Here is a 14,741-nt window from a genome sequence, read left to right as displayed (position 1 = left end):
TTGGACCGACGGACGTTGCCTGTTCCTCCTCCCAGCCTCACAACAGGTGAGACACAGGAGGATCGAATCTGATTGCATTATGCAATCAGTCCTGTAAACTTCGCAGGCTTGCCCGGAAACCAGCTTCGGAGGCGACGATGAAACCGGCACTCTATGCGCACCCGTTCTCGTCCTACTGCCAGAAAGCCCTGATCGCGCTCTACGAGAACAACGTCGATTTCGAGTTTCGAATGCTGAGTGCGGAAAATCCATCCATTCTGAGTGAGTTCGAGGCACTGTGGCCGCTGAAGCGGTTTCCCATCCTCGTCGACGGTGACCGTACGGTTCTGGAGGCCTCGATCATCATCGAATATCTCGGGCTTCACTATCCGGGTCCCGTTCGCCTCATACCGACCGACCCCGACCTGGCGCTCCAGACCCGGATGCTTGATCGCTTCTTCGACAACTACATCCAGGGATCGCAGCAGAAGATCGTCTTCGACAGCCTTCGCAACGAGAAAGACCGTGACGCGTACGGCGTGGAAGAGGCGCGGTCCATGCTCGACAGGTGCTATGCCTGGCTCGACAGCCACATGGAAGGAAGGTCCTGGGTTGCGGGCGAAACATTCAGCCTGGCGGACTGTTCGGCGGCTCCCGCCCTTTTCTACGCCGACTGGACGAAACCGATCGACCCGCGCTTCGCCAACGTCCACGCCTATCGCCGCCGGTTGCTCGAGCGTCCGTCCTTCGCCAGGGCTGTCGACGAAGCCAGACCCTATCGGGCGTACTTCCCGCTCGGCGCACCCGACAGGGACTAGAGCGCGCCAGACATCCCACACCAGATGTGATGACGGGGTTCAGGCGATGACCGTCTTTACGCCGCTCTGTTCGAGATTCGTCCTGAGGGCGCCCTGGGGCGCTGCGTCGGTAACCACATGGCCGATCTGGAGCCAGGGCGCGTAGCGGGCCGGGAAAATGCGATCGAGTTTTGAATGATCGGCGGCGACCACGGTCTTGGCCGCGCGCATGATCATCGCTGAATAAACCGCCGCACACTCGATCAGGGCATCGGAAGGACCATCCGGGGCGAGGCCGCTCGCGCCGAGGATCGTGTAGTCGGCGTAAAAGCCATTGAGAAAGGACACCGTGTGCACGCCGACGGTCGCCCCCTCGGTGGAATGGTAATCCCCTGGCAGCATCAGGACCTTGATGGTCGGGTTGATGGCAAGAACGGTTGCCACGCCGAAGGAATGCGTAATGACCGTTATGTTCTTCATCTCGACCGCGATGCGGCGCGCGACGTGCACTGTGGTCGAGCCCGAACCGATCATCAGGGTGTGACCGTCTCGAATGAGCTGGACGGTGGCCTTGGCGATGCGCTCACGCTCGGCAATGAACAGCGTGTGACGCTCAGATACCGACGGCTCGGTGCTGAGCGACCTGATTGCCCCACCGTAGGTGCGATTGAGCAGCCCCTGCTCCGTCATCTCGTCGAGATCCCGCCGGATCGTCTCCGTCGAAACCGTAAGCCGGCGTGCGAGTTCCGCCACGCGCAGGCTCGGCATTCCATTGAGTTCGGTCAGGATCTGGGACTGTCTTGCAGCTTTCGAGCGCTTCATGGCTTGCGTCCGATCCCTCTGTCAGGGCAACGACGGGCGCCATGAGTCCGCCATGAAAAGCTGGATTCGGTTCTCCTCACGCCATGCCCCTCCGTTCGTCGATCCACTGCCTGCCTCCCCTGGTCACTGCCTCATAGACCGCGCGACCGATCGCTGCGCCGACATCGGTATGAAGACCGGCATAGCATTCGCCATTGTCCCCTTCCGGACTGGCAACGACAATGCAGTCCGTTCCAGTGCCGGTGACAAGCTTTCCGTCTTCCCGCCAGCCGAGATCGATGACTGCAGCCGTCCGCGCCTCAGCGGCAATCGACAACACCTCTATCATTGCAGCTTCGGCAAGGGCACGATCGACATGGGCAAGCAGGTTTATGGTGCCCGCGCGCGCACCGGCGCGAGGCGGTTCGCCGACCCTGCCGCAGTTGGCCAATCCAACCGTCGTAAGACACGCCGCCGTGACACCCCCGCTTCTTGCTTGCGTAAGACAATACTTACGAACATCACGGGATGTCATCAATTGCACGGCGTCACCATGACCGGCATCCGAAAGCCGTCTGGCAAGAAGTTCCGACGGATCGACGCCCACGGGAAGGTCCGCATTGCTGACCTGCAGCCAGGCGACCGCGCGCGCCGTGACGAATCCCGGTCGGGTAATCGACCAGCTCAACATTCTCTGCGGCGCCCCGAATTCAGCGGCGAGAAGCGGGCTGACGCAAGTCACGGCAAAGGCTTTCATGCTTCGGCTTTTCGCAGGATCAATCCGCACAGGCAAGGGGGCGAATTGCCCTCAGTTCCCAGTTGAGTGCCGGCCGCTCTCATTCAGGCAGGTATCCGATCAGTTCATCTGTACTCATGACGCTCGAATAGATCATGTTCATGATCTCGATCTCCCTGTCATGGAGTTCGCTTGAACCCGCCGCGCAGGCATCCTCGACCACGATCACGTCGAAACTCTCGTCGGCGAGGCTACGGACGGTCGACGAAACGCATTGATCGGTGAAGATGCCGACGCATACGACATGCGTGATGCCGAGATTGGCGAGGACCAGCCGCAAATTGGTGCCCGTCAAAGCGCTGTCGGTTGTCTTGGTGACGACGATCTCGTCACCAATGGGCGCAATCTGCTCCACGATCTGCGATTCCCAATCGTTCCTGGGCAGCAGAAGGTCATTCCATCCCGGCTTCTTCTGGCTGAGCGACCTGTCGCGCCCATCGTCTTTCAGGCAGGCTATTCGCGCAAAGAGGGCGTCGAGCCCCGCTCCACGAAACCGGTCGAGCAGGCGGCGGACGTTCGGTATGACCGTGCCATGCATACGTTCGTGAAACGGCGTCCAGCCATGGTAACGGGCGAGATCCTCGCCGCTCAAGGTCGCAGGATCCGGCCGCTCGAGATAGACGTTCTGGACGTCGATGACGAGGAGGGCCACCTTGCCTTTGACGAGCACGGGATCCAGCGGTTCCGGCGCACCCTGGTAGTAGAAGGAACGATAGGCCGTCTTCCAGTTCATATGGCGTCCTCCGCGGCACGGGCCTGGCGGCGGCGCAGCTGTGTCACGACGATTCCACCGAGGATGAGCAGCGCTGCCGCCGAAAGGGTGCTCATCGTGCCGAGAGCCGGAACCATTGGCGTGTAGCCGGCGACCATCTTGGAGTAAAGCCACTTCGGGATCGTGGAGTCCGCGCCGGCCGTATAGAGCGACAGCGGGAAGTTGCCCCACGACAGCAGGAAGGCGAAGAGCGCGCCAGACCAGATCCCTGGCCACAGGATCGGCAAGGTAATCTCCCGAAGGATGAACAGGCGGCTTGCGCCAAGGTCGCTCGCGGCCTCTTCCAGGACCGGGTCGAAGCCGTAGACCTGAATGGCGATGACAAGCGTGACGACGGGCACGATCCACACTAGATGCGCAACCACCGCCGTCTGCCAGCTCGGGCTGATCCCCAGGGCATTGAACCACAAGAGCAGCGCCAGCCCCAGCACCGGCTGCGGAAAGAAGATCGGCAGGAGGAGGATCTTCTGGTAGAGCCGCCGACCTTTCCATTCGTAGCGTGCGAAGGCAAGCGCGCCAAAGAAGGCGAGAAAGACCGAGATTATCGTGACCAGGAAGGCGATCAGGACCGAGTTCTGGACGAGCGCGTGAATCTCCAGCGAATCAATCGTCTTGCCCCACCATTCGCCGGAAAAGGCCCGCACGGGGAAGCCGAAGTAGCGTCCCTTGGCCAGCCCCGCCAGGGCGCCGCAGAGGATCGGCAGATAGATCGCGAGGACCACGAGTGCGGTCCATAGCCTGATGAAGAGACGTGAACGGGCCTGACCGATGGTTTCCATGGATCAACGCTTTCCGAGAATGCGGTCGAGGTCGAGCCTGGACATGACATAGAGCGCCAGTCCGCTGACGATGGCGACGAGAATGAGCGCCAGGGCAGAGCCAAGCGGCCAGTTCTGCGCGTAGGTGAAGGCAACCTCGATTTCCTGCGCAATGACAATCACGGACTGGCCGCCGAGTATCTTGGCTTCCGAAATCGCGCCTGCCCCGAGGACGAAGGTAAGAAGCATGCCGATCAGAATTCCCGGCATAGCCAGGGGCAATTCGATCTCCCGCCAGATCATCATCCTGCCAGCACCGAGGTCGCGTGCCGCATCGATCAGGTCGCGCGGCACCATGGCAAGGCCGAGTGACATCGGAAACAGCATGAAAGGCAGGTACACGTAGATCATGCCGAACAGGATAATGCCGGGCGTGTAGAGAACTTCCGGGCCTCCGGAAAAGCCGAGCCATTTGAGCGTGCCGTCGAGAACGCCGTTCTTGATGAAGAACAGGGTCCAGCCGTAGAGGCGGACGTTCTCCGAGACGAAGAGCGGGAAGACGAAGAGGATGCTGACAAGGCTCGCCGCCCTGCCGAAGACCCGGTTCAGCCCGTAAGCGATCGGATAGGCGATGACTGCGAGCAGAACCACATTGGCAAAGGCGAATGCGAGCGACCAGACAAACGAGGTCCAGACCGTATTGGACGGATCGACGATCGCCGCGAAGTTCGTGAGCGTGAAGGACCGGAAGACATCGAAGCTCTTCGGCGTCGCGAACGCGTAGGCGGCAACGGTGAGCAGGGGAGCGAGAAAGCCGAGAAGCAAGAGCACCAGCACAGGGCTTGCGCTGCGCAGGCCGGCCGACAGGACCGGGCGCCGCTCCTTCTCTTCGGACGCCAGAGGAAATGCGACCACCGCCATCTCAACCTCCGACCAATATCGCGTCGCGAGCGTCCCAGCCGATCATCACATCGCCTGCCGACGTCTTCTTCCAGGCCGCGTTGCGAGGTACTTCCACCAGAAAGGTGCGTCCCTCGGCGTGGATCTGGTACTGGATGCGGGACCCCAGTGAGTACTCGTTGTAGATGCGCCCGGAAATGACGTTGTCGGCACCGGCAAGGTTGTCGACGAAGCGCATGTACTCGGGGCGAACGACGATTGCGGCTGCGGGTCCTGCCGGGGCCGCGCCCGTACCGATCACAACGGGCTTTCCGCCCTCCTCGGTGATCCAGCCTCCGGAGTCGGACCGGCGTATGGCGATCGTATTGACCTCGCCGAAGAACTCCGCCACGAACCGATCCGACGGGCGGGCATAGATTTCCTCCGGCGTGCCGATCTGAATGAGCTTTCCTGCACGCATCACGCCGATGCGGTCGGACATCACCATGGCCTCCTCGAGCGAGTGGGTGATGTAGACGAAGGTCTTGCCACTCTCCCGATGCAGATCCTTCAGTTCCTTTTCGAGAACCTTCTTGAGCTTGTAGTCCAGCGCCGAAAGCGGCTCGTCAAAGAATAGCACGTCAGGATCGTACGCGAAGGCACGCGCGAGTGCGACGCGCTGCCGTTCGCCGCCCGAGCAGCGCATGACGTTCTTGGCGTGGTAGTTTTCGGGGAGCCGCACCATGCGCAGGAGCTCCAGAGCCCGCCTCTTGCGCTCGGCCGGCGGCACCTTGCGGACCTTCAAGGGGAACTCGATGTTCTCTCCGACGGTCTTGTGCGGGAACAGGGCCAGCGACTGGAACACAAGACAGGTGGGGCGCCTGTTGGCGGGAACATCATTGATGAGTTCGCCGCGAAGCGTGATATAGCCGTGCGAGGGTGCCTCCATGCCCGCAAGCATGCGAAGAAGGGTCGTCTTGCCGGACCCGGAGGGCCCGACAATCGTTACGAACTCGCCTTCCTGAATGTCGACGTCAATGCCGTCGACGGCGGCGAAATCGCCGAACACCTTGCGGACACCGACAAGCTGGAGAACAGGACGGCTGGTCTTGGCATCCGGTTCCGGTGGAGACGGTTCGACGGACATGGCAAGGCTCATCTGGCAGACTTTCTCTTGATGGACTAGGCACGGCGTTGGGGCCTGAAGCGTTTCGCGATCCGAAGACACCGCTTCCGCGTTTCGGGCCTTTGTCTTCACGGATGTCTCGTTCCCGAAACGGCAGCCGTTTCGGTCGACAGCATCAGCCGCGAAGACGTTTCGCGGCCGTCATCAGTTCGAGCGCCTTGTCGTAATCGGGCACGATGTCGTATTCGGCGGAGCGCGCCATTTCCTCCTCGAGGCTGTCCCACTGGATCGCATCGAGTTCCTCCTTGGTGAACAGCTCGAAGCACTTCGGGTTGCCCATCTGGCTGACCGGATTGAAGGTTCCTTCCGCAAAAGCAACCGTGTGCGCCACCTCGGGATCCTGGACATATTTGAGGAACTCAGTTGCCATCGGCGAAAGCTGCGGATTGTTCACCGTCGAGGTGATCTCGATCCACGATACGCCGCCCTTGCCATCAATCGGGCCTTTCAGCGGGGTCACTGCGCGAAGATTCGGATAACCGTCAGCACGCGCGGGCGATACGGAATAGGTTCCACCGGTCATGTGCAGGTCGATTTCCCCGGAGACGAGGGCCTGGTTCATCGTCGCGATGTCGCCGACCATCTTCGCGCCCTTGAAGACGCGCACGGCTGTCTCCTCGAACTTCTTCATCTCCTCCTCGCTGTGCTCCTTGAAGGGATGAATGCCGGCGACGAGGAAGATGTTGAAGACGTTCCAGTCGTCTGATTCCAGGATACCGTACTTGCCCTCGAGCGAGGCATCATTGAACAGATCCCAGCCCTGCTCCTCCGCCGTTGCCCGGCTCACCTTGTCGGTGTTGACGACAAAGCTGTAGGGGCCGAAACGCTGGGCCATGCCGAGCAGATCCTTGCCGTCGTCGCTCATGGCCCATTTGTAGGGCGCCTTGAACGCGGGGAGCATCGTTTCGAAGAAGGGCTCGAACTCTTCCTTCGGCAAGGGCTTGATAAGTCCCGCCGGCGCCATGACTTTGCGAGCCCAGGGATTGTTGACGTTGATCAGGTCCCAGATGCTGGTCTCGCCGGCGCGCAGGCGGTTGATCATGGTCGGATCATTGGTCAGGCTCTCCGCCTTGACGGTCGCCGTCTCGGTCGTGCGGAACGGATCCAGCACCTGGGCGGAGTTGTAGCCCTCCCAGCACAGGATGTTCAGCTCCTTCTCGCGGGCCGCGAATGCCTTGCCGGCGCTTGCAAGCGGGCCGGCGAATGCCGCCGCGCCCATCATCTGAAGCACGTTACGTCTGGAAATGCTCATCATTGCGTTCCCCTTCCTTTACGGATTATGGCGTCTCAAATGTTGTGGTTGTTGGAAGTGTGTCGCAAAAATGTGTTGTTTACAACATTTTTCTTCTGCGCCATGTTGCGATGCACCGGCGCGGTGGCCCATGACGGGAGATATTGACGAGATTGAAGTTAAGATACCGATTTAACTTGCTTTTATTTTGTGCAAGCGGTCACCAACAAGGCGAATTTTCTCATCCAAATCCGGAACACGGATCACTTCTGTGCTGATAAAATCATCATAATTGCAAAAGGCGAGGTGTCATTAAATGTTGAAGTCACTACAAGGAAAAACAATCATCGTCACCGGTGGCAGCAGGGGGATCGGCAGGGGTATAGCCAAGCGCTTCGGGGAAGCGGGGCTCAACGTGCTGGTCGTGTCGCGATCGCTTGTTGACGCCGAGAAAGTCGCAGAGGAGATCGGCGGCAACGCCTCCGGCTTCGCCGCTGACGTCAGCGACGAGGCCGGCTGCAAGGCCATGGCGGCGGCGGCCGAGGAGCGCTACGGCGGCATCGATGTGCTTTGCGCCAATGCTGGGATCTTTCCGGCCGCCAAGCTGTGGGACATGACCCCGCAGGAGTTCGACACCGTCATCTCCACCAACCTCAGAAGCAGTTTCCTCAGCGTTTCGGCGGTCCTTCCGGCAATGACTAGAGCCGGCAGCGGCCGCATCATTCTCACCTCCTCGATCACGGGGCCGATCACCGGCTATCCGGGCTGGTCCCACTATGGCGCCAGCAAGGCCGGCCAGCTCGGCTTCATGCGCACCGCAGCCATTGAGCTTGCGCCGCGGGGCATTACCGTCAACGCGGTCATGCCCGGAAACATCTTCACGGAAGGGCTGGACGGCATCGGCGGCGACTACATCGCCAAGATGGAAGCCTCCATCCCAATGAAGCGACTGGGAACAGTGGCCGACATCGCCAATGCCGCCCTGTTCTTCGCCTCCGAGGAGGCGAACTATGTGACGGGACAGACGATCGTCGTCGACGGGGGACAGGTGTTGCCGGAATCCCTGGGCGCACTGGAGGCAATGGCCTGACGGCCTTGCAACGGGATGCCCTTACCGGGGGCATCCCGACCGGAAGTCACCTCTCCGAAAGGATCGCCCGAAGCATCGACGTGAAGAACTCGGCGTTCTCCTCGGTGAAGCAGAGCGGCGGCCGGATCTTGAGGGTATTGCCGAAAAGGCCAGCTGCCCCGATCAGAATGCCGCGCTTTTTCATTTCATTGATGACATGGGTCGCGAGCGCCGTGTCTGGCTCGCCCGTCTTCTCCTCGATGAAATCGAGGCCGAGAAAGAGGCCCGCACCGCGCACGTCGCCGATCGCCGGATAGCTCTGCATGAGGCCGCGCAACTGGTCCCGGAAGCTGGCCCCGACGGTGCGCGCGCTATCAACGAGGCCCTCTTCCTCGATCACCTCGAGGACAGCGAGGCCCGCGGCCGCGGCGACGGGATTGCCGCCAAACGTGTTGAAATAGCCGGTTTCGGCGCAGAATGCCGCAAGCAGGTCGGGTCGAGTGACGACACCACCCATGGGGAAGCCGTTCCCCATCGGCTTGCCCATGGTCACGATGTCGGGAACGATGTCGTGACGCGAGAAGCCCCACAGCCCCCGCCGGTGCGGCCGAAGCCGGGCTGAACCTCGTCCGCGATGAAGAGGCCGCCCGCCTCCCGCACGACGTCGGCAGCATCCCGCAGAAAGCCAGCCGGATCGGCATAGATGCCGTCGCTCGAAAAAATCGTGTCGACAATCAGTCCGGCAAAGCCGTGCCCCGCCTCCTGAAGTTCGGCAATGGCGGTCCTGATGGCTGCAGCGAAGGACGATGCCACGTCAGGCCCGGCATCAGAGGCTGGGGCGGGCACGGTGCGAACGAACGGCGCCGGTGTCCGTGTCCGCATGGAAGAGGGCGATATCTCCGTCACCATTGCGGTATTGCCGTGATAGGCCGCCTTGGTGACGACGAAGCCCTTGGCATTTGTCGCGGTCGAGGCGATGCGCATCGCCAGGTCGTTGCTCTCGCTTCCGGTACAGGTGAGGACGACATTTGAAAGTGGCGATGGGAAGCTTGCGAGAAGCTTCTCGGCATAGGCTTCCACGGTCTGATTGAGATAGCGCGTATGAATGTTCAGTACGGCCGCCTGGCGGCTGATCGCCTCAACCACGCGCGGGTGGCAATGGCCGATCGACGGAACGTTGTTGTAGACGTCGAGATAGCGCCGGCCGGACGCATCGAACATGAAGGCACCCTCGGCGCGCACCATTTCGATGGGTTGCTCATAGAAAAGCACCGAAGACGCGCCGAATGTCGCCTGCCGCCGTGCGATCCGGTCGGTAAGCGTTGCGTCGAAGCCTGTTGCCTTGCTGGCATCGAAACGATTGAGGGACAGGATCTGCTTGGTCGCCGTCATTGACTACTCCTTGAAGGTCCGGCTCAGCCGTGCTCGGCCAGATAGCGTTCGGCCAGGGCGACGGTGCCCGAGGTGTAGGCCGGGCCCATGGATTGCGCCGTCGGCGTCTCCGCATGCGACGCTATCCATGCGGTCAGCTGCATGCGCCGCAGCATGATGAACATCGGAAGCGCCTCCTCGTGCTCCCGGTCGAGGGGCGCCACGCGCCGGTAGCCGGCAAGCCAGGCGGCCATGAGATCGCCGACGACAGGCTCATGCTCCATGAAGCTGATCGCAGCGGCGAAGTCATAGGCGAACCAGCTTATTCCGCAGTCGTCGAAATCGATCACGCCGAGGCGGTCGCCTTCGACGAGAAGATTGGCGGCGCGCATGTCGCAGTGGACGAGGCCGAAGCGGTCCGGGCCCATTCCATAGGCGAACGTCTGCGCCTCCAGAAGCGCATGTGTGCGTTCGAGGATCTCGAGTCCAACCTCGTTCAGCCCAAGCGCGTTGCGCCACTCTCCCCAGTAGGCATTGCGCCCGATGATCGTGTCGAAGTTCCAGGTCTTGCGCTCGAAGCCATCGGGGCGGATCCATTGCCGACTATGTTCATGAAGGCGCGCACTGATTTCGCCCAGATGACCATACCACCTCACCAGGTCGGACGCTGCGTCCGGCTCCTTGCCCGGCATGAATTCGAAGGCAACGGCATGGCGGCTGGTCTCGCCATCAGAGAACGAGACGAGAAGCCGGCCGTCGGCGGTGGCTAGAGGCTGCGGCGTCTCAACCACGCCGCTCTCCCTCAACGCCGAGATCCAGGCGAGTTCGGAAAGAATCTGTTGCTCGCTGTGATAGTCGGGGCGGTGAACGCGAATGATCAGTCTGCGACGGGTCTCGTGATCGTTGACCTTGTAGGTCGCGTTCTCCGAAATCGTCAGAAGCGACAGGTCCGCGCTGTCCGGGATGCCCCAGACCGGGGTCACGGCTCGCAGTCCCGCCGTCAGCCGGGAAAGAAATTCTTTGTCATACAACATGCGGGTCCAACACCGTGGTTCTTAACGTTGAAGATGCAACAATATTTATGTGGTGATTGCAACATAATTCAACTGACTTCACACACTGGCGAGATCTCTATCGTGCCACAGGATCCGGCGAAGGGCGAATTTCCGGGGACCGCACGGTGAACGCCGAACAGTCCTGCAACGTCGGCAAGATCGATTCACGACGAACTTGACGCTATGGTGGAACTGACCGATAGGTCAGTAATCGTGCCACCGGTCTGCACGGTCCGCCAACACTTTGTGGGCGGAGCAATCCGGCTGGAAATCCGGGAGCGTCGGGAGGAGCTCACGGCGACTCGCAGCAAGCATTCTTGGGACAGGCAAGGCATGCCTTCCGGCGACCGAAGACATGCGCACCAGCGCTGAACCGGACGCATGACAGACGACAGCAACAGGAACCTTTGCACACATGAGCAGTACGACATACTTTTCGGCACCCGGCGGTCTGCCAGGTCAGGCTGAGTTGCTTTCCAGCAAGGCGATCTTCACCACGGCATACGCCGTCATTCCGCGCACCGTGATGACCGACATCGTGACCAGCGTACTGCCGCATTGGACCGGAACGCGCGCGTGGATACTGTCCCGGCCGCTCACCGGGTTCTCCGAGACCTTCTCCCAGTACCTGATGGAAGTCGCTCCCAACGGTGGAAGCGATCGGCCGGAGCCCGACAAGAGAGCCCAGGCCGTGCTGTTCGTCGTCGATGGAGAGTTGACCGTCGAGCTGGACGGAGCGACGCACGCGCTGAGAGCCGGTTCCTTCGCCTATATTCCGCCCGCGCAGGCATGGCGCCTCCACAATCCGGGAAGCGTGCCGGCAAAGTTTCACTGGTTCCGAAAGGTCTTCCAGGTGGTCGAAGGCCTGGACAAGCCCGAGGCGATCTTCACGCACGAATCCGAGCATTCCATTTCGCCGATGCCCGACACGGACGGACGGTGGGGAACGACGCGGTTCATCGATCCGGCCGACGTGCGCTATGACATGCATGTCAACATCGTGACCTTCGAGCCGGGCGGGACCATACCGTTCATGGAGACCCACGTCATGGAGCACGGCCTCTATGTCCTGGAAGGGAAGGCCGTCTATCGCCTCAACGGTGACTGGGTCGAAGTAGAGGCAGGTGACTACATGTGGCTCCGCGCGTTCTGCCCCCAGGCGTGTTATGCCGGCGGTCCCGGCAGGTTCCGGTATCTGCTCTACAAGGATGTAAACCGGCACACGGCACTCTGGTAGTTTTAGGCCGCCCGTTCCCGCCTTTCATCCTCGAGGTCCGACCATGAAAGCTGTCGTCATTCATGCCGCAAGAGATCTCCGCATCGAGGAGAGGGACATCGAGGCGGCGGGACCGGGGCAGGTCGATGTTGCAATAGAAGCAGGCGGCATCTGCGGCTCCGACCTGCACTACTTCAACCATGGCGGTTTTGGAGCCGTGCGCCTTCGCGAACCGATGATCCTCGGGCATGAGGTGGCCGGAACGATCAGGGCAATCGGAGACGGCGTCACGACGCTTTCGGTGGGTGATAGGGTCGCTGTATCGCCGAGCCGGCCCTGCAATGCCTGCAGCTATTGCCTCAACGGACAGCAGAACCAGTGCCTGCGCATGCGCTTCTACGGAAGTGCGATGCCGATGCCGCACATCCAAGGCGCATTTCGCCAGCGGCTGGTCGCCGAGGCGTGGCAGTGCCATAAAATCGCAGACGGCATCTCCATCAACGAAGCCGCCTTCGCCGAACCCCTCGCCGTGACGTTGCACGCGGTAACCCGCGCCGGGCCGCTGATCGGCAAGCGCGTTCTGGTGACCGGTTGCGGGCCGATCGGTGCACTTGCCATCATCGCCGCACGAGCCCATGGCGCGCGGGAGATCGTCGCCACCGATGTGATGGACGCTGTCCTAGGCACAGCCCGGCTCATTGGTGCCGACCGTACGATCAACGTCGCATCGGATGCCCAAGCGCTCTCCGTTTATGCGTCCAACAAGGGATACTTCGATGTGCATTTCGAGGCGTCCGGCAACGAGCGTGCGTTTCGCTCGGGCCTGGAGGTATTGAAGCCACGCGGTGTCCTCGTGCAACTGGGCCTTGGCGACGACGTTGCGCTCCCGCTGAACATCATCGTGGCAAAGGAGATCGAAGTGAGAGGCACCTTCCGGTTTCACGAAGAATTCGACCTCGCCGTCGACTTCATCAACCAGCGCCGCATCGACATCAGGCCGCTTCTCACCGAGATCTACCCGATGGACGAGGCCATCCGGGCATTCGAGCTTGCGGCGGACCGCAGCAGGGCCATGAAGGTGCAGCTGACATTCTAGAGCGCGCTACGGGCCGCTCCTTCATAGACTCAGACCGGGAAACGCTCGCGATATCGGGGCAATGCCTCCGGGTTCCGCAAGTTGAGCGGCAGTTCGCCGCTCAGAACCCGGATTGCCTCGGCCGCCGCCCCGGTCCCCATCCGCATCATGCTTTCTTCCGTGATGCCGGCCATGTGCGGCGTCACGATCACATTGTCGAAGGTGAAATAGGGGTGATCGGGCGGCAGCGGCTGGGTAGAAAACACATCGAGCGCAGCTCCGCCAAACCTTCCGTTTGCGAGCGCGTCGATCAAGGCGACGTCATCGACAACGGGCCCACGTGAAACGTTGACGAGGATTGCACCCGGTTTCAAGCGGGCGATCCGGTCTCGGTTCAGGAGACCCGTTGTCTCCGGCGTGAGCGGGCAACAGAGAACCACGATGTCGCTTGCCTCCACGAGTTCATCGACGGATGCGAAGCGTGTGCCCTCGGGCAGGCTTGCGACATTTCGGCTGTTTGCAAGCACCTCCAGGCCGAAGCCGTGGTGCGCAATGCGAAAGAGTGCGCGACCGACATTGCCCATGCCAATGATACCGAGCACGCGACCGGCGAGATCGAGCGCGTCGTTGGCATGCTCCCGGCCCGCCAGCCAGCCGTTCGCTCGCAGGTCGCGATCCAATGTCCGAAACTGGCGGAGCAGGGCGAGCGTCACCATGATTATGTGCTCGGCAACGGTCGTCGCATTGGCTCCGGGAACGTTGGCGATCAAGACGCCCTCGCGGGTCGCGGCCTCGTAGGGGATCATGTCGATGCCCGATCCATGCCGGATCGCGGCCCTCAAACCTGCGGCGCCCGCAAAGAGGGAGGGCGGGATCGGCGCGCGTACAATCAGGACATCGGCGTCCCCTCCTTCTCGAAGGATGGTGTCCGGATCCGGAGCGGTCGCAATCTTCAACTCCCCCGCTTCCGCGAGCAGCCGCGTTGCGCGCGGATGGAGCGGGTGCGTGGAGAAGATGACGCTCACCGGTCGGTTCCCGTCAGCACAGCATCGGCGTCGCCCTCGCCGGCAATCGTCGGGCTTCCTCCGATAAGACCCTTCCAGTAGCTCTCAGCACCCTGGAGATGCGCGTTCATGAGCGCCTGGGCCAGGTTGCCGTCGCGGCGCTCCAGAGCCTCGTAGATCCGGATATGTTCCTCGTGCGACCGTCGGCTCCTCTCGAGGTCACCGAAATAGATGGGCAGGCGATGTTCGCCCATGGTGTAGTACACGCTGCAGACCTTGTGGAAGACGCTGTTCTGCGTCGCCCGAACGATCTCCAGGTGAAAGTCGCGATCCTCCCGCGCAAGCCCCTGACCGGCGGCGAGCCGCTCTTCGGATCGCTGGAGGATCTCGCGCAGCCGAGCGAAGTTTTCCTCCGTGGCGCGCGAGCAGGCGAGTTCGGCCGCCTTGATCTCGTGGATCTTTCGAAGCTCGACCGTCTCGTAGATCAGGACCGGATCGAGCGGCACTCCCGCCTTGGCGAAAAGCGCCATGGCCTCCACACTCGCCTCGGTGGTCGTGAGATAGATGCCCGACTTCGCGCGTCTTTCGACGATCCGCATCGCCTCGAGGATTGCCAAGGCCTCGCGAATCTGGCCGCGGCTGACCGAGAAGTGCTCCGCCAGTTCGCGCTCGGAGGGTGTGCGGCCGTTATCAACCTTCGAATAGGTGAACAGATGGGCCGCAAGATCCGGAAGCAGGTTATTTTCTTTCAT

16 protein-coding genes are annotated in these 14,741 nt (G+C 61.5%); 4 read left to right on the top strand and 12 right to left on the bottom strand.

Features of this window, described 5'->3' with window-relative positions; translation table 11 throughout:
• The first annotated feature begins 137 nt into the window (after positions 1-137).
• A complete protein-coding gene (locus F3Y30_RS03455; RefSeq protein WP_203425160.1) occupies positions 138-797 on the top strand; it encodes a glutathione S-transferase family protein in 660 nt (219 codons plus the stop codon).
• Positions 798-836: 39 nt separating this feature from the next.
• On the opposite strand, the gene F3Y30_RS03450 is transcribed toward F3Y30_RS03455, so the two are convergent.
• The 7 genes from F3Y30_RS03450 to F3Y30_RS03420 form a co-directional block, all read right to left on the bottom strand.
• On the bottom strand, positions 837-1,598 hold the full coding sequence (locus F3Y30_RS03450) for a DeoR/GlpR family DNA-binding transcription regulator (protein WP_203425159.1): 762 nt from the start codon (positions 1,596-1,598) through the stop codon (positions 837-839).
• A gap of 76 nt (positions 1,599-1,674) precedes the next feature.
• Positions 1,675-2,334, bottom strand: coding sequence for an adenosylcobinamide amidohydrolase (locus tag F3Y30_RS03445; protein WP_203425158.1), 660 nt, complete (start codon positions 2,332-2,334; stop codon positions 1,675-1,677).
• Positions 2,335-2,413: 79 nt separating this feature from the next.
• Positions 2,414-3,106 carry an isochorismatase family cysteine hydrolase gene (locus F3Y30_RS03440; protein ID WP_203425157.1) on the bottom strand — a complete coding sequence of 231 codons (693 nt, stop codon included), beginning with the start codon at positions 3,104-3,106 and terminating at the stop codon, positions 2,414-2,416.
• Positions 3,103-3,924, bottom strand: a complete 822-nt coding sequence (locus tag F3Y30_RS03435; RefSeq protein WP_203425156.1) for an ABC transporter permease — start codon at positions 3,922-3,924, stop codon at positions 3,103-3,105. The genes F3Y30_RS03440 and F3Y30_RS03435 overlap by 4 nt, the downstream gene beginning before the upstream one ends.
• 3 nt (positions 3,925-3,927) lie before the next feature.
• Positions 3,928-4,824 (bottom strand): ABC transporter permease, encoded by an 897-nt coding sequence (locus tag F3Y30_RS03430; RefSeq protein WP_203425155.1) that lies wholly within the window; start codon positions 4,822-4,824, stop codon positions 3,928-3,930.
• A 1-nt stretch (position 4,825) separates the two neighbouring features.
• Positions 4,826-5,941, bottom strand: coding sequence for an ABC transporter ATP-binding protein (locus tag F3Y30_RS03425; protein ID WP_246752855.1), 1,116 nt, complete (start codon positions 5,939-5,941; stop codon positions 4,826-4,828).
• Positions 5,942-6,083: 142 nt separating this feature from the next.
• Positions 6,084-7,223 carry a PotD/PotF family extracellular solute-binding protein gene (locus F3Y30_RS03420; protein ID WP_203425154.1) on the bottom strand — a complete coding sequence of 380 codons (1,140 nt, stop codon included), beginning with the start codon at positions 7,221-7,223 and terminating at the stop codon, positions 6,084-6,086.
• A 292-nt stretch (positions 7,224-7,515) separates the two neighbouring features.
• On the opposite strand from F3Y30_RS03420, the gene fabG reads away from it, so the two are divergent.
• The gene (gene fabG, locus F3Y30_RS03415) at positions 7,516-8,289 is read left to right on the top strand and encodes a 3-oxoacyl-ACP reductase FabG (RefSeq protein WP_203425153.1); all 774 of its coding nucleotides are present in this window, start codon (positions 7,516-7,518) and stop codon (positions 8,287-8,289) included.
• Between the two features lie 46 nt (positions 8,290-8,335).
• On the opposite strand, the gene F3Y30_RS26685 is transcribed toward fabG, so the two are convergent.
• From F3Y30_RS26685 to F3Y30_RS03405, 3 genes are read right to left on the bottom strand one after another with little or no spacing between them, the layout of a single operon-like run.
• Positions 8,336-8,815: an aminotransferase class III-fold pyridoxal phosphate-dependent enzyme gene (locus F3Y30_RS26685; RefSeq protein ID WP_348649862.1), complete on the bottom strand. Its 480-nt coding sequence runs from the start codon at positions 8,813-8,815 to the stop codon at positions 8,336-8,338.
• Between the two features lie 2 nt (positions 8,816-8,817).
• A complete protein-coding gene (locus tag F3Y30_RS26680) occupies positions 8,818-9,660 on the bottom strand; it encodes an aminotransferase class III-fold pyridoxal phosphate-dependent enzyme (RefSeq protein WP_348649861.1) in 843 nt (280 codons plus the stop codon).
• A 23-nt stretch (positions 9,661-9,683) separates the two neighbouring features.
• Positions 9,684-10,673 (bottom strand): phosphotransferase, encoded by a 990-nt coding sequence (locus tag F3Y30_RS03405; protein WP_203425152.1) that lies wholly within the window; start codon positions 10,671-10,673, stop codon positions 9,684-9,686.
• Between the two features lie 436 nt (positions 10,674-11,109).
• Here F3Y30_RS03405 and F3Y30_RS03400 point away from each other — a divergent pair, with 436 nt between their 5' ends.
• The gene (locus F3Y30_RS03400) at positions 11,110-11,931 is read left to right on the top strand and encodes a bifunctional allantoicase/(S)-ureidoglycine aminohydrolase (RefSeq protein WP_203425151.1); all 822 of its coding nucleotides are present in this window, start codon (positions 11,110-11,112) and stop codon (positions 11,929-11,931) included.
• Between the two features lie 43 nt (positions 11,932-11,974).
• A complete protein-coding gene (locus tag F3Y30_RS03395) occupies positions 11,975-13,006 on the top strand; it encodes an L-idonate 5-dehydrogenase (RefSeq protein WP_203425150.1) in 1,032 nt (343 codons plus the stop codon).
• A 29-nt stretch (positions 13,007-13,035) separates the two neighbouring features.
• Here the strand turns inward: F3Y30_RS03395 and F3Y30_RS03390 are convergent, their stop codons facing one another.
• Both F3Y30_RS03390 and F3Y30_RS03385 read right to left on the bottom strand, forming a co-directional pair.
• The gene (locus tag F3Y30_RS03390) at positions 13,036-14,010 is read right to left on the bottom strand and encodes an NAD(P)-dependent oxidoreductase (protein WP_203425149.1); all 975 of its coding nucleotides are present in this window, start codon (positions 14,008-14,010) and stop codon (positions 13,036-13,038) included.
• Entirely contained in the window at positions 14,007-14,741 is a 735-nt protein-coding gene (locus F3Y30_RS03385) for a FadR/GntR family transcriptional regulator (RefSeq protein ID WP_203425148.1), read from the bottom strand. The genes F3Y30_RS03390 and F3Y30_RS03385 overlap by 4 nt, the downstream gene beginning before the upstream one ends.

Source organism: Sinorhizobium sp. BG8, assembly GCF_016864555.1.
Classification (GTDB): Bacteria; Pseudomonadota; Alphaproteobacteria; order Rhizobiales; family Rhizobiaceae; genus BG8.
Note: the sequence above shows the minus strand (reverse complement) of the source record. Positions and strands in the feature narration are given on the sequence as shown.